The following is a 20,209-nucleotide window of genomic DNA, read 5'->3' on the forward strand; positions in this document are numbered from 1 at the left end:
TTTACAAACAATGAAGCAAGTCTTGAACGCAACCCAAAATTCGTTTACAATTCAATCTCTTTTTTTTGATTTCAAACAAATCACAAAAGCAGGGTTATCGATAAGTGTTGTTTTTTCATCCATCGCAGGTTATTTTTTGGGAATTTTAGATATTTCAACTTTTAGTTGGTCTACATTATTAATGCTTGCCTTTGGTGGATATTGTATGGTTGGGGCATCAAATGCATTTAATCAGATTATTGAAAGAGATTTAGATGGTTTGATGGAACGAACCAAAAATCGTCCAATAGTGGCAAAAAGAATGTCGGTCAACACAGCATTTGTTTTGGCTTTTGTTTTAACGTTGACTGGTTTGATTATTTTGTACTTGATTAATCCTAAAACGGCTATGTTTGGGGCTATTTCAATATTTTTATATACGAGTGTTTACACGCCATTAAAAACCATCACACCGCTTTCTGTTTTTGTGGGAGCCATTCCGGGAGCTATTCCGTTTATGTTAGGATGGGTAGCCGCAACGGACGATTTCAGTTTAGAGGCAGGGACCTTATTTTTAATTCAATTTTTTTGGCAATTTCCACATTTTTGGGCAATAGGTTGGTTTTTATACGATGATTACAAAAAAGCAGGGTTTTTTATGTTGCCAACCGGTGAAAAGGATAAAGGGACTGCCTTGCAAATAATTTTATACACCATTTGGTTGATTATAGCTTCGTTATTACCCGCAATTTTTCCGTACATAGGTATAATAGGAAGTCGATTATATTTAACGCCGGTTTCAGCAATTGTCGTATTTTTGCTCGGCATTTGGATGTTATACTACGGATTTGAATTACATAAAAAACGCGATAGCAACGCTGCTAGAAAATTAATGTTGATTAGTGTGAGCTATATAACCCTTCTTCAGTTGGTTTATATTGCCGATAAATTTTTACGATAATTATGGAAATGACCGCTCAGGAATATCAAAACAGAAAAGGACAATCGTACAAATTGTTGCTTTGGTTTGCTATGATTAGTATGGTAATGATGTTTGCCGGATTGACGAGTGCTTATGTGGTGAGTTCGTCCAGAAAAGATTGGATAAAAGACTTCGTAATGCCGAATGCCTTTATTATAAGTACAATTATTATTATTGTCAGCAGTTTAACTTTTCATATTGCCTTAACAACAATAAAAAAAAATGAAAGGAATGGGACTTCTTTATGGTTGTTGGTAACTTTGGTTTTGGGTATTTTATTTGTAATCTTTCAGTTCATAGGATTCGGACAGATTATTGATAGTGGATTCTTTTTCACTGGGAGTGAAAGTACAGTCAACACCTCCTTCCTTTACATCATTGTAATTTTACATTTGGCTCATTTATTCGGAGGGCTAATAGCACTTTTAATCATAATTTATAATCATTTTAAACAGAAATACAACTCCACTCAAACCCTTGGAATTGAGCTAGGTGCGATGTTTTGGCATTTTCTTGATATATTGTGGATTTTGTTGTTTTTATTTTTCTATTTTTACCAATAGAAAAAAAATGTAAATTTGGGAACTTTTTAACTAATAACTAAATATGGGAGCGACAGTTACTACAACTGAAGAAAAAATTTGGAACGGCGGAAATGAACCTATGGGAGCAAGCTATGGTAAAATGATGATGTGGTTTTTTATTTTATCAGATGCTTTAACTTTTACAGGGTTTTTAGCAGCCTATGGTTTTTCTCGATTCAAATTTGCCGATAGCTGGCCAATTGCTGATGAGGTATTTAATCACTTTCCTTTTTTGCACGGCCAAGATTTACCGATGCTTTATGTAGCATTGATGACTTTTATTTTGATTTTTTCATCGGTAACGATGGTGCTTGCCGTTGATGCAGGTCATCACATGAAAAAATCAAGAGTAGCTTTTTATATGTTTTTAACCGTTTTGGGAGGTCTTGTTTTCGTTGGGTCACAAGCATGGGAATGGAAAAATTTTATTAAAGGTGAATATGGTGCTATTGAAACCAAAGGTGGAAGCATTATTCAGTTTGTTGACCAAGATGGAAAACGAATTAAACTAGATGACTTCGCAAAAAATTTGCCTCATGATCGTGTTCAACACGAACGTAAAAGTGGCATTTGGTTTACCAGTGAAAGTTCTTTACCAACCTACTCAATTGCTGAAGTTGTTGAAGGTTTCAAAGCTAACCCCAATATTTACGTAAGAACCCAAGAAGCTTATTTCGATAAAAATGATAAAAAAGGTGTTCATCCGACATTAAATAAAGAAAAACATAAAACTATTTTAACCAGAGAAGAATCGTTAGCTCGTTTGAATGACGCAGTGCATGTAGTTCAAGGAGCAAATTTGGTTAGAAATGAATATGGTAGTAAACAGTTTGCCAACTTCTTCTTCTTTATAACAGGATTTCACGGATTCCACGTGTTTTCTGGTGTTGTGATTAATTTTATCATCTTCCTAAATGTAATTTTAGGAACTTATGAAAGAAGAAAAAGCTACGAAATGGTAGAAAAAGTTGGGCTATATTGGCACTTTGTCGATTTAGTTTGGGTATTCGTATTTACATTCTTCTACTTGGTTTAATTTTAAAAAAGATTTTACAAATGGCACACGAGCATAATTTAGCAATATTTAGAGGCAGACTTAAATTCAAGTCGAATGAGCAAAAAATTTGGGGAGTACTTATCTTTTTATCTATCGTAACAGCAATTGAGGTAGTGTTGGGGATTTATAAACCAGCCGCTTTAATGCACCCATGGATTTCACCTTTTGAAGGAGGTTTAGGTGCAACTTTGATGAATATAATTCTAGCTCCTTTTGTTTTTTTAATTCCTCTAAATTTAATTTTCTTGTTTTTAACTATCGTTAAAGCATATTATATCACATGGGATTTTATGCATATGAGAGACGAAAGGTCTAGTCTAAGAAAAGCAGTTGTTTGGACGTTTGTTTTTCTTGCACTTTATATCGCTTTAATCTTTTTGTTAGAAGGAGATTATATTTATGAGGTATATAAAACTTCTATCATAAAATGGAATTTTTAACATGATATTAGATGAATATAAAGGTACGCTTTGCGTACCTTTTTTTATTTTTGTACTTAATAAAAAGCGATTGAAATGAAAAAGAATATTGTGCTGTTTTCTTTGTTTATTCTTCCTATTGTAGCTTATCTTTTTTTTGCTTCGGGAGTACACAACTTTACGCATTTACCAACAGTTACCAAATCAATACCGGACTTAAATCATTGGAAGAATGAAAAAGGAGAACAATTCTCATTACAAGGTAAAATAACAATTTTGGTTTTTCCCGGAACTGAAATTCTTTACAATAAAGGTGATGCTTTTAATCTGAATCAAAAGATTTATGAAAAGGTAATGGGCTTCAAAGATTTTCAATTAATTTGCTTAGCACCTTACGGGACAGAAGCACAAGCAGTAGAATTAAAAGAAGAATTAGCCAGGATCTCAGACATGTCTAAATGGAATTATATTTTTGCGTCATCTGACGAAATAAAAAAATATTACAGTCAATTGAATTTAATTGGGCAATTAGATAAAAACGTAAGAACACCTAATGTTTTTATTGTTGATAAAGAACGAAATCTAAGAGGTAGGAAAGGGAAAAATAAAAAAGGAGAACCGGAATATAAAGAAGGATATAACTCCATTTCTGCAGCTGATTTACACAATGAAATGGGCGACGATATTAAAATAATTTTAGCAGAATACCGTCTAGCATTAAAGAAAAACAATGCGGATAGAAAAAAATAATTAAAATGAAAAACAAATCGTATATCGGAATTTCGTTCATAATATTGGTTTTTGGAATTATTTTTATTCCTAAAATTATTAATAGGATTACGAATGATGAGGTGACCAAAATAGACCGCCTTAATACACCGGGTCATAGTGAAACGGCTGAGGATTTACTGATGAAAATTGGAAAAGCACCAAATTTCAGCCTTATAAATCAAAACGGCGAAACAATTACTAACAAAAATTATGACGGAAAAGTTTATTTGGTAGAATTCTTTTTTTCTACTTGTCCGACAATTTGCCCTATTATGAATAAAAACATGGTAGACTTACAAAATCATTTTGAAAAGCAGAACGATTTTGGAATTGTCTCCATTACTATCAATCCGGACTATGATACTCCAGAAGTTTTAAAACAACATGCTCAACATTTAGGGGTTACCAATCCAAATTGGAACTTTTTAACCGGAGATAAAGTTTATATTTACGACTTAGCAAACAAAGGTTTTAGTATTTTTGCCGGAGAAAACAAAGAAAGCGATGGTGGTTTTGAACATTCAGGCCTATTTGCATTGATTGATAAAAAAGGTAATATTAGAAGCCGTAAAGATGATTTTGGTAATCCAATCGTCTATTATGATGGTATTGAAGCATCAGGAATTCAAGCACTAAAGCAGGATATAAAAGTACTTTTAGAAGAAAAATAAAATGGAACAAAATAGCGACGACCAAAAATATTCAATTGAAAAAAAGTTTAACAAATTAATTATCACACTTTCTATAGCTATACCTGTTGTAGTTGCAGTTTTATTCAAAGTAAAATTAAAAGATTACGGCATAAATGTTGAATCGTTAACTTTTTTACCCCCTATCTACGCTGTAATTAATGCAGTGACTGCCATGTTATTAATTTTAGCCGTTTACGCCATAAAAAATGGTGAAATCAAGAAACATAAAATGTTTATGCAAAGTGCAATTGCTTGTTCTGTTGTTTTCTTGGTCATGTATGTGGCCTATCATATGACTTCAGATAGTACTCCATTTGGAGGGGTTGGCTTAATACGTTATGTGTATTTTTTTATTCTTATTTCACATATAGTTTTGTCAATAGCTGTAATACCATTAGTTTTGATAACTTATGTAAAAGCCTTAGCAGAACGATTTGATAAACACAAAAAAATAGCTAAAATCACGTTTCCTATTTGGTTGTATGTAGCAATTACCGGAGTGATTGTCTATTTCATGATTGCACCTTACTATGTTCACTAAACTTTTTAATTATTTAGTTAGTATAATTATATTTCTGATTGGATTTTCCTCCTCAGCACAATGTGCTATGTGTAGAGCTGCTTTGGAAAGCGAAGGAGACGAATCAAAAGCAGAAGCAATAAATGACGGAATTGTCTATCTGATGGCTTTTCCATATATCATGGTAGCTATTGTTTTTTATGTAGTGTATCGGATGAAATTTAAAAAAAAATCAGTTTTTGACACAACTTCTGATTAGTCTAATCCATCAATTTGTACATCTACTTGACCGCTTGCTTTTATAAAAGCCACAATCGCTTTATTTGTTAATTGAATTTTTAAAAATTCAAACTCATCCAGTGTTCCGTTAACGAAGACACCGTTGGTTGGTGAATAATTTTGAAGATATTTTGTGAGATTGACTTTACCTTCTTCCAAATTTGATTTTATTGAATAGCGACAACTTTCCTGTATTTTCCGTAAAACATAGCTTTGAGCTAACCAGTTGGCTGAGCGAAGTAAAAAACTTTTGGTATTTAAAACATAATCCAGTTGGTCAAAATAAATTTCTTTTGTTTCTTGATTATACTGAGGAAAACCGGAAAGATATACTGTTCCGTTAATACTTCCTATCATATCTAAAGCAATAATCATTTTTCCATCTTTGTGCCAAAGATTAACTTTTGTCACTTTCACTTTTCGTTTCCCGTCGCCAAATTCTTGTTCTTTAAAATTATAGGTTATCAATTTGGAAGCATCTTCATAAGATGAAATCGCAATAATATTTGCCGAAATATGATTCGGCATTTTGGCAACCGGTTTAAGTACAATTTTGTTTTTATCAAATTTTTTTTCGGGGATTTTTCCAACAATGCTTTCCATTGAGCACTTTAATCCCATCTCCATTTTTATTTCTTTTTTTTGTAAAACGGCATCCGTAACATATAATTCAATAGGCATAACCCTAAACCAACTATTGTATTGTTTACTCATTTCTAAGGGGGTGGCTATGATGTCCAAAGCATCGAGTACATGAGGTTTAAAATTCAATGATTCTTTGATAGCATCATCAATGTTTTTTTCAATTGTAGATTTGAATAGTCGAATTGCTGGATTTATTAGATAAGTAATTGGAATGTTTTTTCCAGATATTACTATAGCTGGAGGTTCTGTCCAATCTAATGATTTTATTTTTGTATTGGTTTTAAGTTGCCAATTCGTTAAACCAACATCACTAATTAAGGTAACAATACCATTCAGTTTAAATTCTTTGGTATCGTAAAGTTGAATACCCATTTTTTCAAAACCATAACGGTATATTCCATTTACTTTCAAAGGTAAAATTGTTTTTATTTTATCGCCTTCATTTTCTATCTTAATCGGGGCTTGCTTCCAAATTTTTAATTGCAAATTATCATCTTTTAAAATAGTATCATTGTAAATTAAACCATGTAAAAGCTTATTAACTTGGTTTTCAATGTCTTTTATTTGGATAGTAATAGGGAGATTTACAAATGAAGTAGTTGTTTCAATTTCGACTGGATCAGCATTGTTCGGTTCAGGTTTTGTCAAATCCAATTTTTTTGTACCGGAACATGATGAGGTAATCCAAAGCAAAATTATAAGTATAAGCGGTAGTAAAATATATTTCATTTGATTATCTCATTTAAGGCTATAAATGTAATTTATTTTAAGAATTTTTCATTTTGTTGTAACACAAAAATAGTTTATGCGTCCTATGGGTATAAAATTATAACAAAATAAATTTGTATATTGATGTTTCAACTAATTCAAAAAATTTTAATGAAACGTTTCCTTGTGAATAATGCAATTTGGTTTAGCTTACTTTTTTTTGGATTTAGTGCCAATTCACAAACCAAGAAATGGACGTTGGAAGAATGTGTAAATCATGCCTTAGAGAACAATATATCTGTAAAAAATACAGCACTAGACAAGGAGTTAGCTGCTATTGAACGAAATGCTGCATTAGGTAATTTTTTACCTTCTGCTAATGCAACAGCATCTCATTCTTGGAATATTGGTTTGAACCAAAATATTACAACCGGTTTGTTAGAAAATCAAACGACACAATTTACATCTGCCGGATTAAATGTTGGCATTGATATTTATAATGGATTACAAAATCAATACCGTCTTCGTAGAGCAAACTTATCGCAATTAGCTAGTCAATATCAACTTACTAAAATGCAAGAAGATATTGCGTTGAATGTTGCCAATGCTTTTTTGCAAATTTTATTTAACAAAGAAAATCTAAAAGTACAAAAAGAACAATTGCTCAATAATCAGAAACAAATGGAACGCTCTGAACAATTGTTAGAAGCAGGATTAATACCTAGAGGTGATTTATTAGACATCAAAGCAACTGTGGCTTCAAGTGAACAATTAGTTATTAATGCAGAAAATTTGTTGTTGATTTCAAAACTAAGTCTTGCTCAACTATTACAATTAGATGAATTTAAAGATTTTGACATTATCGATAGGGAATACGAAGCAAATCAGACGCCTCTATTACTTCAAACTCCGGAGTCAATCTATCAAAAAGCAAAAGAAACTAGAACGGAATTAAAAATTGCACAAACCAATTTGGAGATAGCAGAAAAAGATGTTGCCATAGCTAGAGGAGCCTACCAACCCAGATTACAAGGCTTCTACAGTTTTAGTACAAGGGCTTCCAATCTGGACCGTGTTACGGGAGTTGAACTAGATCCTACCAATCCAACAACAGTAATTGGAGTGGTAGAGGGAACCAATCAAAATGTTTTGCAACCAAATTTTAATGCTATTTTAGGAAAACCGTCACCAATTTTAGATCAATTCGATACTAATAAAGGACAAAATTTTGGTGTTCAGTTAACAATTCCAATTTTTAATGGTTTTGCAACACGAAACAATGTTCAACGATCAAAAGTGGCTTTGGAAAGAAGTAAAATTGCTTATGAACAAGAAGAGTTAACACTAGAACGCAATGTTTTCACTGCTTTCACAGATGTAAAGGGGGCGTTGAAGTCCTATGAAGCAGCACTTATAACCTTAGAAGCCAGACAAGAAGCGTTTAATTATGCGAAAGAACGTTTTGAAGTAGGCTTAATGAATGCTTTTGACTTTAATCAATCGCAAACACTATTGGTCAACGCTCAATCTGAAGTTCTAAGAACAAAGTATGATTATATATTTAGGACCAAGATATTAGAATTTTATTTCGGAATACCAATTATTCAAAAACAATAAATATGTCAAAGAAAGTAATATATACCATTTTAGGAATCGCGATAGGATTAATTATTTTATTGATTACACTCTCAAAAACAGGTGTAATCGGAAATAAAAACAAAGGAAAAGAAGTAGAAACTGCTTTGGTTAATGAAATTACAATTGTTGAAACCGTTTCGGCAACGGGTAAAATTCAACCTGAAACAGAAATTAAAATATCTTCTGAAGTTTCAGGAGAAATCATTGAATTGCCTGTAAAAGAAGGACAATTAGTAAAAAAAGGAGATTTATTAGTTCGAATCAATCCTGATTTATACACGTCAAGCTTAAATCGATCTTTGGCAGGATTATCTAATACAAAAGCTGGATTGAGCCAGGCTGAAGCCACATTTAGAGAAGCACAGGCAAATTATAATCGAAACAAATCATTGTTTGAAAAAGGAATTATTTCAAAAGCCGAATGGGATAGAGTAGTAGCAACTTTTGAAGGGGCTCAGGCTGCCAAACAAGCGGCTTATTACGGCGTACAAAGTGCTTTAGCAACAGTAACCGAAGCAAGAGATAATTTAGGAAGAACCACTATTTATGCCCCGGCAGACGGAACAATATCATTACTTTCGGTAGAATTAGGTGAACGAGTTTTGGGCACGCAACAAATGACGGGAACTGAAATTTTACGTGTAGCCAATTTAAACAACATGGAAGTTGAAGTTGACGTAAATGAAAATGATATTGTTAAAGTGAGTATTGGTGATTCTACAAAAATTGAAGTTGATGCCTACCTAAAAAAAGAATTTAAAGGAATTGTGACTAGTATTTCTAACTCTGCAAGCAATGCTGTAACTGCTGACCAAGTGACCAATTTTAAAGTAAAAGTTAGAATTCTAAAAGAATCTTATTTAGATTTGATAGAAGGGAAGCCGGATAGTTATTCGCCTTTTCGCCCGGGAATGACTGCCACAGTTGATATTATTACTAAAAGAAAAGAAAAAGTTATGGCTGTTCCCATTAGTGCAGTGGTCATGAAATCGGATACATTGAGTTCTAGCAAAGTAGATATTAAATCGGAAGAGGAGGGTGACAAAAAAGGAGCTATTGTTCAAAAAACAGATAAAAAGTTAGAATGTGTTTTTGTTAAAGAAGGAGATAAGGCAAAAATAAGAGTGATAAAAACGGGTATTCAAGATGATTCGAATATTGAAATCATTCAGGGATTAAAAAAAGGAGATGTTGTAATTGTTGGTCCTTATACAACCGTTACCAAAGATTTAAATTCCGGAGATTTAGTTTTTGTTAAATCGGAAGAAGACAAAAACAAAGAAATAAAAGAATAGTTTTATTTCTGTAAATAATTGAAAGGAAATTAGATTAAAATTTAGTTTCCTTTTTTTTATATTTTATTTTTGCACATTCAATTTCAATTATGGCATATATACTTAACATAGAAACATCAACCAAAAATTGTTCAGTTGCTTTAGCAAAAGACGGAGAAATTATTGTTTCTAGAGAAATTGCAGAAATGGGCTATTCGCATGCTGAAAAGTTGCATGTTTTTATTGAAGAAATTGTAGCCGAAGCCAATATACATTTTTCAAATCTAGACGCTATTGCTGTAAGCCAAGGACCTGGATCTTATACCGGTTTACGAATTGGAGTTTCTGCCGCTAAAGGATTGTGTTATGCCTTAGGTATTCCTTTAATTGCAGTTGACACATTAGAGGTTTTAGCTTCGCAAGTCGCAATTGAAGTGGGCTTAATTGTACCAATGATTGATGCAAGAAGAATGGAAGTGTATGCGGCAATTTTTGATAAAGAACATCAAAAAATTAGGGAAACAAAAGCAGAAATTTTAACTGTTGATTCATTTTCAGGATGGAATGAAACTATCTATTTTGTTGGCGATAGTACTCAAAAAGCTAAGGCAATATTACAAAAAGAAAATTTTGTGTTTCTAGACGAAATTGTTTTTCCTTCGGCAAAAGAAATGGCTACAATAAGTTACGGTTTATTTAGAGCTAATCGTTTTGTGGACGTAGCTTATTTTGAACCTTTTTACTTAAAAGACTTTATGATTTCTTAGGATTTGCCTCTTTAATATGAACATCTCTTTGCGGAAACGGGATTTCAATAGCGTTTTCATCAAATTGAAGTTTGATTTGCTCTAAAATATCCGAACGCATCGTAAAAAAATCTTCTAAATTTGCCCACGGACGTATTGCCAGGTTTATTGAGCTATCAGCTAAACTATCAACCAAGACTACAGGAGCAGGCTCTTTTAATACAGATGGGTGATTTTCCATCACTGCCATTGCAATTTCTTTTGCTTTTTTAATGTTCGAACCATAACTTATACCAATAATCAGATTCGCCCTTCTCGTAGTTGCAAAGGTATAATTGGTAATGTTGCCATTTGATAAAGCTCCATTAGGAATAAAAATAATTTGATTGTCAACAGTTGCTAATTGTGTTACAAAAATTTGAATTTGTTTTACAGTTCCCGAAACGCCTTGAGCTTCTATAAAATCACCTACTTTGAAAGGTTTGAACATGATAATCAATACTCCTCCCGCAAAATTTGACAGGGAACCTTGTAGAGATAAACCAATAGCTAAACCCGCTGCACCTATAATGGCAACAAAGGAAGAGTTTTCTACACCCAATCGAGAGATTACAGTTACAAAAAGAAGTAATTTAAGTGTCCAAATTAAAATGTCAGCTAAAAACTTCGACAAAGTAGGTTCCATTTCCCTTTTTGTCATAATCTTTATGATTATTTTTTTAATAAGACGAATACTTGTCCATCCTATTACAAAAATTATGGTAGCCGAAATTAATCTTGGAGAATATTCCATCAAAACAGTTGTAAAATAATCCCAATACTTTGTAACAAATTCTGTGTTTACCGTTATCAAATCCATAAAAAACAATTCCTTTTCTGTGCTTAAAGGATACAAAGGTAAAGGATATAAACAGCAATTATAATAAAGAAAACTTAAAATTAATCAGCATTTTCGTCTGCAACACGTTTAATTTCGTCAACTTTATCCTCTAAGTCTTCTGAAACTTTGTTTACTTTTTCTTTTGTTTGCTCAGCTACGTCTTGTGATTTTTCTTTTACAGATGAAGTGAATGAACTTACTTTTTCTTTTACATCATCCACAACATTTTCAATTGCATCGCCGGCTTTTTCGGCATAATCAGAAACAGTTTCTTTTGCTTTTTCAGCAAAATCTTCTACTTTTTCTTTTACTTCAGGATAAGATTCCTTGATGTTTTCAACAGTTTTTTCTACAAAATCTTCTGCTTTTTCTGCATACTCAGATGCTTTAGCTTTTGCTTGGTCTAAAACTTCTTCTGCTTTGTCAACTGTTTCAGATGTTGATTGTTTGGCTGTGCCAAATAAATTTTTAAAAAAACTTCCTAATCCCATGATATTAATTTTTTAAATGAAGTCAAATCTACCAAATTTAACTAACTTTTTTAAAATTAGAGGTTTAAATCTTTGTAAATCTCCAAAATATCAGTTTTAGGAACTAAACATGTTTTGTTTTGACAGATATAAAATAATGTTTCGTTATTATTAAATCGATTTTTTAAAAAGGGTAAATCTGATTTTTCTTCACAACCGGAAAGGAGTAAGAAGGGAATATATTTTTTATTAATTTCTTGTAGATGAACTAAACATTTATTTCCGCAAATAGCTAATTCTTTTTGATAGTCTGAAAAATGTAAAGCACAAATCAACCAATTTGAAAAGGCCGACGGATAATCAATAGAAGGGATCATTTGTAAAACCATTTTTTTGGAAATTTCTTCGTAATGCAAATTTTCAAAATAAATGCTTAGTTTAAATAAATTACTAGCCATAACCGAATTGGAGGCCGGAATCACATTATCTTCAATTTCAAAATGAGTAGCAATCAGAGCCTCATCTAAATCTGAAGTAAACCGAAACAATTGTTTTTTTTCATCATAAAAGTGATCCAAACAATAATTTGTTAAATTTTTACTGTGTAAAAGCCAATTTTCATCAAATGTAGCTTCATATAGTGAAATGAAACTATCAATCAAAAACGCGTAATCTTCCAGAAATCCATTGATAGAAGGTTTATTGTTTTTGTAAGTATGCGTCAAATTTCCTTCTGGGGTCCAAATTTTGTTGACAATAAAATAAGCATTTTTTATCGCAATATTCAAAAATTTTTGTTCTCCTAGAGCTTTATGGCTATCCACGAATCCTTTCAATAAAATAGCATTCCAAGAGGTAATGCATTTGTCATCCAACCGAGGTTTTGGCCTCTTTTCTCTTTTTTCATAAAGAAGTTGTTCCCATTTTTTCTTTTTTAGTTGAAGTTCATCAATTGAAAGATTATTTTTTTCTGAAATTTCTTCTAAACTTTTATTCTGAATCAAAACATAATTTTCATGTTCCCAATGTCCAAATTCATTGATGTTAAATGTTTCGGAAAATAATTCAAAATCATCTTGAATAATATTTTTTAACTCTTCTTTTGTCCAAACATAGAAAGCACCTTCTTCCAAATGATTTTCAGCAGTTAAACTATCGGCATCCAAAGCAGAAAAAAAAGCACCTTCTTCAGTTAACCATTCTTTTTCAATGAAATTTGCGGTTTTTTCGATTATTTCTTTGTATAAAACATTTTTTGTCAATTTATATGCATTCGCATAAAGTGACAAAAGCTGCCCGTTGTCATAAGCCATTTTTTCAAAATGCGGAATATGCCATTTTACATCAACCGAATAACGAGAAAAGCCACCCCCAATTGTATCAAAAAGACCGCCATAAGCCATTTTGGTTAATGTTAGATTTACATAGCTTATTAGTTTTTTATTTTTAGTCAAATGCCCATAGTGCAATAGAAATTGATAGTTGGTTGGCATCATAAATTTTGGTGCACGTGTATAACCACCATATTCCCAATCGAAACTTTTTTGCCATTTTTCTATCAAAGGCTCTATAATAGCTATATCAAAATCAGTTGATTTTTCATTTGTTAAACTTAACATTTCAATTCCTTCGTGCAGTTTATCAGCATATTCAATCATTTTTTCAGGGTTTGAATAAAATAATTCCTGCAATTGCTCTAAGGTAATAATCCAATCTTTTTTTCGAAAATATGTACCTCCCCATACAGGTTTCCCATCCGGAAGGCAAACAACATTAAGAGGCCAACCACCTCTTCCTGTCATTAATTGAACAGCTTTCATATAAATAGCGTCAATATCAGGACGCTCTTCACGATCAACTTTAATGTTAACAAAATGTTGATTCATAGTATTTGCCACTTCTTCACTTTCAAAACTTTCATGTTCCATCACATGACACCAATGACAAGCAGAATATCCGATGCTGATTAAAATGAGTTTTTGATTTTCTTTTGCATAGGCTAACGTTGTTGAATTCCATGCTTTCCAGTGTACAGGATTATTGGCATGTTGAAGTAAATACGGGCTAGACTCTAAGTTTAATTCGTTCATAAATAAAAAAAGCGTTCTTTTTGAGAACGCTTAAAATTACAAATTTTATTATTTATTCAATTTCAAAAGTGATTTTAACGTTAACCCTAAACTCTGAAACCTGGCCGTCTTTGACAGAGGCACTTTGGTCTTGAATATACACTGAACGAATGTTTTTTAATGATTTTGTTGCTTGAGCAACTGCTTTGCGTGTAGCATCCTCCCAACTAATTTCGGAGCTGGAAAGGACTTCAATTACTTTTAATATTGCCATAATGATATATTTTAAACTTTAAAGGTAGTGTTTTTTATTAAAAAATCAAAAAAAACAGACCAAAATTGATAACATTCGCTTAACATTAGATTGAAATAGTTAGTAGAATTTTGCACTAAATTATTAACCATTAAAAATGGAACAAATATATGTAGTGATGCTCGTTGTATTGGGTGTCTTGGCTTTGATTGATTTAGTTGTTGGCGTTAGTAATGATGCAGTAAATTTCCTCAACTCGGCAATTGGTTCAAAAGCAGTTTCTTTTAGAACAATTATGATTGTTGCAAGTATTGGAGTTGCTTGCGGAGCTTTATTTTCAAGTGGAATGATGGAGATTGCCCGAAGTGGAATTTTTGTCCCCTCGATGTTCAGTTTTAATGACGTAATGATTATTTTCTTAGCAGTAATGATTACAGACATTCTTTTATTGGATGTTTTTAACTCAATGGGATTGCCAACTTCAACAACAGTATCTATTATTTTTGAGTTATTGGGTGCAGCTGTCTGTTTGGCTTTGTATCATATTTTTATTTCCGAAGACAGTACGCATAGTCTCGGGACCTACATTAACACCAAAAAGGCATCTGAAATTGTATCAAGTATACTACTTTCTGTACTTTTATCATTTGGATTAGGAGGTTTAGTACAATATTTATCTCGGTTAATCTTTACTTTTCATTACGAAAAAAGGTTAAAATATATTGGGTCATTGTTTGGAGGGTTAGCAATTACGGCTATTACGTTCTTTATTTTGATTAAGGGTTTAAAAGGAGTTTCTTTTATTAGCAAAGAAACGTACGGATGGATTCAAGAGAATCAATTAGTAATTATCGGAATTAATTTTTTGTTTTTCACCCTATTATCACAAGTTTTAATAAGTGTTTTCAAAATAAATATTTTGCGGATAATTATTATTATCGGAACATTTGCTTTAGCCCTAGCCTTTGCAGGAAATGATTTGGTTAATTTTATAGGGGTGCCAATTGCAGCATTTAATTCGTATGAAATATTTTCTGCCGCCGGTCTTTCGGGTGACGAGCTAATGATGGGTGCTTTGGCAGATGAAACAATCGTAGCTCCTTTCTATTTCCTTGCTTTTGCAGGATTAGTTATGGTTATTACACTTTGGACATCAAAAAAAGCAAAAAGTGTTATTGAAACGGGAGTAAATTTATCTCGTCAGGGTGATGGCGTTGAAAAATTTTCACCCAATATGTTGTCAAGGTTTATTGTGAGAAGTGGGGTGTATTTGGGACAGGCAATTAATTATTTTTTACCTCAATCGGTACAGCTAAAAATAGACAAACAATTTGAAAAACCGGAAATAAAAGGTAAAAAACGTAAAGACGAACCCGCTTTTGATATGGTGAGAGCCTCTGTAAACCTAATGATTGCCAGTATATTAATTTCCATTGGAACTTCTTTAAAATTACCTCTATCAACAACCTATGTAACCTTTATGGTTGCGATGGGAACATCTTTTGCGGATAGAGCTTGGGATAGAGAGAGTGCTGTATACAGAGTGGCAGGTGTATTCAATGTAATAGGAGGATGGTTTGTAACGGCAGGGGTTGCTTTTGTAGGAGCTTTTATCATGGCGTTTGTCTTAAAAACAGGCGAGGTGTATGCATTCATCGGCTTGTTAGTTTTGTTGGCTATTATTTTATACAGAAGTGCCAGAAGGCATAGTAAAAAACAAAAAGAAGAGGAAGAGTTAGTTAAATTGAAGCGTGAAGATATTGTTACGATCAATGAGATTATCAGTGAAAGTTCAATGCAGATTTCTCGAGTAATCGGTGCAACTAATAAAGTGTATAGTGATGTTATTGATAACCTGGGATTACAGGATTTGGCTAAACTAAAAGAAAATAAAAAATCGCTCAAAAAATTAGAAAGAGAAGTTGATGAACTTAAGAGCAACGTTTATTATTTTATTAAAAATTTAGACGAAACCTCTGTTGAGGCAAGTAAATTTTATATAATGATTTTAGGCTATTTACAAGATATGATTCAATCCTTAGCCTTTATCACACAGAACAGCTACTCGCATATCAACAATAACCATAAGCAATTGAAATTCAATCAAATACGTGATTTAAAAAGTATTGATACAGATGTTCAAAAATTGTTTGACACCATCGAATCTATTTTTGAAAACAAAAACTTTGATCAATTGGATGTTGTTTTACGTGAAAAGGCAACTATTTTGGAGAATGTTTCTCAATTAATCCAAAAGCAAATTACTCGTATTAGAACTGTAGAGACAAGTCCTAAAAACAGTAAACTTTATTTTGCACTTCTTTTGGAAACAAATGATTTGATCAAAGCGACAATGAATTTATTGGAATTATTTCAAGAATTCAACATGCATGTAAAGAGCAAAAAATAAAAATAAAAAATCCTTGAAAATAATAAACCTTCAAGGATTTTTTTAATCGTTCTTGTCTCAAGCATTAATGGCTTCGACTTTGATACTTTCGTCTTTCAACATGTCTTTCAACATGTTTTCAATGCCGTTTTTTAATGTAAAGGTAGAAGAAGGACAACCACTACAAGCTCCTTGTAAAACAACTTTAACACGTTTATCATTTTCATCATACGAATCAAAAAGAATATTTCCTCCGTCGGCTTGAACAGCAGGTTTTACATATTCTTCTAAAATATTGATGATTTGTTGTGATGTTGCGTCAAGCGAATCAAAATTTGAATTAGTTTGTTTTTCATTTTTTGGAACTGAGATTAAAAGGCTTTCATTTATTATTTCATTGCCGTTTTCAATATATTCCTTAATAAACATTCTAACCTCATTTGAAACTTCCTGCCAATCAAAACTGTTGTGTTTTGTAATGGAAATATAATTTTCATCCATAAAAATTTCTTTCACAAACGAAAATTTGAACAGTTCTTTCGCTAAAGTTGATGGAAAAGCCTCGTCAATATTTTTAAATTCCGCCGTTTTGGAAGTCAACATTTTATTGGCAACAAACTTCAATACAGACGGGTTCGGCGTGGTTTCGGCATAGATTGTTATCGGTTGTTTTTTACTTTCAACACTTGTTTCGTTGATGATTATACCTCCTTTGTCAATATAATCTTCAATTTGTTCAGCTACAGCATCCTTCACATCATTCCAATCCACAATATTATAGCGTTCTATGGCAATAAAATTTCCGGCGATAAAAACCGTTTTAACAAAAGGTAAATAAAACAATTGTTGTGCTAGCGGACTGACAGTCGCTTCATCAATGTTTTTGAATTCATAACTTTTATTTTTTGTAATAAAATCTTGCAATTCAAATTTCAAAATTGTCTGATTTTGGGTAGACTTTATCGATATTTTAGTCATTTGAGCTTTTTTCTGCAAATTTAACAAAGTTATTTTTTGTATTTAGCTATATTTGGACATTAAATTTTTATTAACACAACTTTATCAAGTGTTTTAGCAACAATTGTTTGTTAGAACATTTTTTACTATTATATGAAAAAAAAATTACTTTTAACAATTCTTTTAATCTTTCCCTTTTGCTTACATGCGCAATTGTTTGTGAATAATACAACGTTTACACCTGCTCAATTAGTGCAAGATGTTTTGTTAGGGAGTGGTGTAACGGTTTCCAATATAACATTCAATGGTAGTGCAGTAAATGCAACGGTTGCAAGAGATCAAGCAGGATATTTTACAACTGGTGTAACACCAACAAATTTAGGTATCAACTCTGGAATTATTTTGTCCACAGGAAACGCTCAATTGGCTTTGGGGCCTAACAATCAGAATAATGCCTCTCAGGTAACAGCAACACCTTCGGCCGGAGATCCGGATTTAGCTAGTTTGGCAAACGGAGGTATTCAAAACACCTCTATTTTAGAATTTGATTTTATTCCTACGGGAACTGAACTTAGTTTTAATTTTGTTTTTGGTTCTGAAGAATACCCTGAATTTGTAAATTCGACATTTAATGATGTTTTTGGCTTTTTTTTAAGTGGACCCGGTATTGCCGGACCTTATACAGGTGGAGCCATTAATATTGCTTTAATACCATCAACAACTATCCCGATAACCATTAATACAGTTAATGGAGGCTTTGCAAATGGTTGTCCTGCCGTATTACCTGGTGGAGCAAACTCAGGGTTTTATGTAAATAACTGTGGAGGTACTTCTGTTCAGTATGATGGTTTTACAACTGTATTAACGGCATCTTCTACCGTTCAATGTGGTGAGCTTTATCATATCAAGTTGGCTGTTGCTAATGTTGGAGATAATGGTTGGGATTCGGCTGTATTTCTGCAAGCTAATAGTTTTAATGTAAACCCAATCGATTTAGGTTCAGATTTTGTAGAAGCCGGAGGTACTGCATTGTGTATTGGTGATACCGTTGAACTGGATACTGGTCTTGATGCATCTATTGTGCACGAGTGGTATTTTGGTCCCGATTTAATAATTGGAGAAACGAGTCCTACACTAGTAGTTTCTGAACCTGGTGATTATACGGTTATTGCTTATCCGTACGGACCTGCTTGCCCTATTACTGACACAATAACTATTGAGTATTATCCGCCAATACCGGTTGCCGAACCCCTTGATTTAGAGAATTGTGCACCTAATAATGTTTACGATTTAACAGTCAATACACCGATTGTTTTAAATGGTTTAGATCCGTTTGCATTTGAATTAAACTATGCATTAACAGAAGAAGATTTTGAATTTTTTAATTATATTCCTGATCCTACAGCGTATGTCAGCACTGGGTCTGGTCAAATTATTTATGTTGGTGTAGTAGATATATTTAGTGGTAGTGAATGTTCTGTTATTCAATCGTTTCAGTTGATTGAATTGCCTTGTACACTAGATCCTCAACCATTGGATTTAGTATTGTGTGATGAGGTTACCCCAGGTGATGATTTTGAAATATTTGATTTAACGGAGAATGATGATGACGCTTTGGGCGGATTGGATCCAACTCTCTATGAAGTGACTTATCATAACACCCAAGCCGATGCAAACACGGGGGATTTCCCAATTTCACCTGTAAATACTTATGACGGAACTAATGAAACGATTTATGTACGGGTGGTAGAAATCGCATTCCCTTCTAATTTTGGAACTAATTCCTTCACGTTAACCGTCAACCCCTTACCGAATATTGCAGATAAAGCGGTTTTGATTTGTTCAGAAGATACTTTCACGGTAACGCCTGTTACGGCCTCACCGGAGATTGTACCAACGGGTACAACTTATACTTGGACAGTGGTAGCACCGGTAGGTATCACAGGAGCTTCTGACCAGGCAACTGCACAAGCCAATATTAGTCAAGCCTTGACAAATACAACCGATGCTCCTCTTGATGCGGTTTACAGTGTTACAGCCTCAGTGGGTACTGCACCGAATATTTGTACCGATACCTTTACGGTAACGGTAACGGTAAATCCTAAACCAAGCATTTCTGATTTTACGCCATCGATTTGCTCAGCTCAGACTTTTACGGTAAGTCCAACCACAGCAGGAACCGATTTAGTTCCTATGGGGACAACTTATACTTGGACGGTGGTAGCACCGGCAGGTATTACAGGAGCTTCGGATCAGGCAACTGCACAAGCTAATATTAGTCAGACTTTAACCAATACAACAGATTCATCACTTGATGTGGTGTATACGGTAACAGCCTCTGCCGGTGTGGCACCGGATGTTTGTACTGATACCTTCACGGTAACAGTAACGGTCAACCCCTTACCGAATATTGCAGATAAAGCGGTTGTGATTTGTTCAGAAGATACTTTCACGGTAACGCCTGTTACGGCCTCACCGGAGATAGTACCAACGGGCACAACTTATACTTGGACAGTGGTAGCACCGGTAGGTATCACAGGAGCTTCTGACCAGGCAACTGCACAGGCCAATATTAGTCAAGCATTGACAAATACAACTGACGCTCCTCTTGATGCGGTTTACAGTGTCACGGCCTCAGTAGGTACGGCCCCGAATATTTGTACTGATACCTTTACGATAACGGTAACGGTAAATCCTAAACCAAACATTACTGACAAAGTGGTTATCATTTGTTCAGAAGACATTTTTACGGTAACGCCTGTTACTGCCTCACCGGAGATTGTACCAACGGGCACAACTTATACGTGGACGGTTGCAGCACCGGCAGGTATTACGGGAGCTTCTGACCAGGCAACTGCACAAGCCAACATTAGTCAGACTTTAACTAACACAACAGA

At 33.3% G+C, this 20,209-nt stretch carries 19 protein-coding genes; 13 read left to right on the forward strand and 6 right to left on the reverse strand.

Features of this window, described 5'->3' with window-relative positions:
* The first annotated feature begins 22 nt into the window (after nucleotides 1-22).
* From cyoE to R2782_RS04800, 8 genes are all read left to right on the forward strand, one after another.
* On the forward strand, nucleotides 23-940 hold the full coding sequence (gene cyoE / locus R2782_RS04765) for a heme o synthase (protein ID WP_371266954.1): 918 nt from the start codon (nucleotides 23-25) through the stop codon (nucleotides 938-940).
* A gap of 2 nt (nucleotides 941-942) precedes the next feature.
* Nucleotides 943-1,524, forward strand: coding sequence for a heme-copper oxidase subunit III (locus R2782_RS04770; protein WP_371266925.1), 582 nt, complete (start codon nucleotides 943-945; stop codon nucleotides 1,522-1,524).
* A gap of 43 nt (nucleotides 1,525-1,567) precedes the next feature.
* Nucleotides 1,568-2,581, forward strand: a complete 1,014-nt coding sequence (locus R2782_RS04775) for a cytochrome c oxidase subunit 3 (RefSeq protein WP_371266926.1) — start codon at nucleotides 1,568-1,570, stop codon at nucleotides 2,579-2,581.
* 20 nt (nucleotides 2,582-2,601) lie between these two features.
* Nucleotides 2,602-3,042, forward strand: coding sequence for a cytochrome C oxidase subunit IV family protein (locus tag R2782_RS04780; protein ID WP_371266927.1), 441 nt, complete (start codon nucleotides 2,602-2,604; stop codon nucleotides 3,040-3,042).
* A 75-nt stretch (nucleotides 3,043-3,117) separates the two neighbouring features.
* The gene (locus tag R2782_RS04785) at nucleotides 3,118-3,771 is read left to right on the forward strand and encodes a hypothetical protein (RefSeq protein WP_371266928.1); all 654 of its coding nucleotides are present in this window, start codon (nucleotides 3,118-3,120) and stop codon (nucleotides 3,769-3,771) included.
* Between the two features lie 5 nt (nucleotides 3,772-3,776).
* Nucleotides 3,777-4,463, forward strand: a complete 687-nt coding sequence (locus R2782_RS04790) for an SCO family protein (RefSeq protein WP_371266929.1) — start codon at nucleotides 3,777-3,779, stop codon at nucleotides 4,461-4,463.
* A 1-nt stretch (nucleotide 4,464) separates the two neighbouring features.
* The gene (locus R2782_RS04795) at nucleotides 4,465-5,025 is read left to right on the forward strand and encodes a DUF420 domain-containing protein (RefSeq protein WP_371266930.1); all 561 of its coding nucleotides are present in this window, start codon (nucleotides 4,465-4,467) and stop codon (nucleotides 5,023-5,025) included.
* Nucleotides 5,015-5,263, forward strand: a complete 249-nt coding sequence (locus R2782_RS04800; RefSeq protein ID WP_371266931.1) for a hypothetical protein — start codon at nucleotides 5,015-5,017, stop codon at nucleotides 5,261-5,263. The genes R2782_RS04795 and R2782_RS04800 overlap by 11 nt, the downstream gene beginning before the upstream one ends.
* Here R2782_RS04800 and R2782_RS04805 read toward each other — a convergent pair.
* The gene (locus R2782_RS04805) at nucleotides 5,260-6,576 is read right to left on the reverse strand and encodes a DUF4403 family protein (protein ID WP_371266932.1); all 1,317 of its coding nucleotides are present in this window, start codon (nucleotides 6,574-6,576) and stop codon (nucleotides 5,260-5,262) included. The two genes, R2782_RS04800 and R2782_RS04805, sit on opposite strands and share 4 nt — an antisense overlap.
* A 231-nt stretch (nucleotides 6,577-6,807) precedes the next feature.
* Here R2782_RS04805 and R2782_RS04810 point away from each other — a divergent pair, with 231 nt between their 5' ends.
* The 3 genes from R2782_RS04810 to tsaB all read left to right on the forward strand — a co-directional run bounded on the left by R2782_RS04810 (nucleotide 6,808) and on the right by tsaB (nucleotide 10,315).
* Nucleotides 6,808-8,253 carry a TolC family protein gene (locus tag R2782_RS04810; RefSeq protein WP_371266933.1) on the forward strand — a complete coding sequence of 482 codons (1,446 nt, stop codon included), beginning with the start codon at nucleotides 6,808-6,810 and terminating at the stop codon, nucleotides 8,251-8,253.
* Nucleotides 8,254-8,255: 2 nt separating this feature from the next.
* Nucleotides 8,256-9,569 (forward strand): efflux RND transporter periplasmic adaptor subunit, encoded by a 1,314-nt coding sequence (locus tag R2782_RS04815; protein ID WP_371266934.1) that lies wholly within the window; start codon nucleotides 8,256-8,258, stop codon nucleotides 9,567-9,569.
* Nucleotides 9,570-9,658: 89 nt separating this feature from the next.
* Nucleotides 9,659-10,315: a tRNA (adenosine(37)-N6)-threonylcarbamoyltransferase complex dimerization subunit type 1 TsaB gene (tsaB, locus tag R2782_RS04820; RefSeq protein WP_371266935.1), complete on the forward strand. Its 657-nt coding sequence runs from the start codon at nucleotides 9,659-9,661 to the stop codon at nucleotides 10,313-10,315.
* Here tsaB and R2782_RS04825 read toward each other — a convergent pair.
* From R2782_RS04825 to R2782_RS04840, 4 genes are all read right to left on the reverse strand, one after another.
* Entirely contained in the window at nucleotides 10,302-11,153 is an 852-nt protein-coding gene (locus tag R2782_RS04825; protein WP_371266936.1) for a mechanosensitive ion channel family protein, read from the reverse strand. The genes tsaB and R2782_RS04825 overlap by 14 nt on opposite strands.
* An 80-nt stretch (nucleotides 11,154-11,233) precedes the next feature.
* Nucleotides 11,234-11,665 (reverse strand): YtxH domain-containing protein, encoded by a 432-nt coding sequence (locus R2782_RS04830; RefSeq protein ID WP_371266937.1) that lies wholly within the window; start codon nucleotides 11,663-11,665, stop codon nucleotides 11,234-11,236.
* Between the two features lie 56 nt (nucleotides 11,666-11,721).
* Entirely contained in the window at nucleotides 11,722-13,734 is a 2,013-nt protein-coding gene (locus tag R2782_RS04835; protein ID WP_371266938.1) for a thioredoxin domain-containing protein, read from the reverse strand.
* Nucleotides 13,735-13,786: 52 nt separating this feature from the next.
* Nucleotides 13,787-13,987 carry a dodecin family protein gene (locus R2782_RS04840; RefSeq protein ID WP_371266939.1) on the reverse strand — a complete coding sequence of 67 codons (201 nt, stop codon included), beginning with the start codon at nucleotides 13,985-13,987 and terminating at the stop codon, nucleotides 13,787-13,789.
* Between the two features lie 136 nt (nucleotides 13,988-14,123).
* Between R2782_RS04840 and R2782_RS04845 the strand changes: the two genes are divergently transcribed.
* A complete protein-coding gene (locus tag R2782_RS04845; protein WP_371266940.1) occupies nucleotides 14,124-16,376 on the forward strand; it encodes an inorganic phosphate transporter in 2,253 nt (750 codons plus the stop codon).
* 57 nt (nucleotides 16,377-16,433) lie between these two features.
* Here R2782_RS04845 and R2782_RS04850 read toward each other — a convergent pair whose 3' ends face one another.
* On the reverse strand, nucleotides 16,434-17,333 hold the full coding sequence (locus R2782_RS04850) for a NifU family protein (RefSeq protein ID WP_371266941.1): 900 nt from the start codon (nucleotides 17,331-17,333) through the stop codon (nucleotides 16,434-16,436).
* 132 nt (nucleotides 17,334-17,465) lie between these two features.
* Here R2782_RS04850 and R2782_RS04855 point away from each other — a divergent pair.
* Nucleotides 17,466-20,209, forward strand: a 2,744-nt coding sequence (locus R2782_RS04855; RefSeq protein ID WP_371266942.1) for a choice-of-anchor L domain-containing protein, incomplete at its 3' end; no start/stop codon positions are given.

It is taken from the genome of Flavobacterium sp. (assembly GCF_041392085.1).
In the GTDB taxonomy this organism is placed as follows: Bacteria; Bacteroidota; Bacteroidia; order Flavobacteriales; family Flavobacteriaceae; genus Flavobacterium.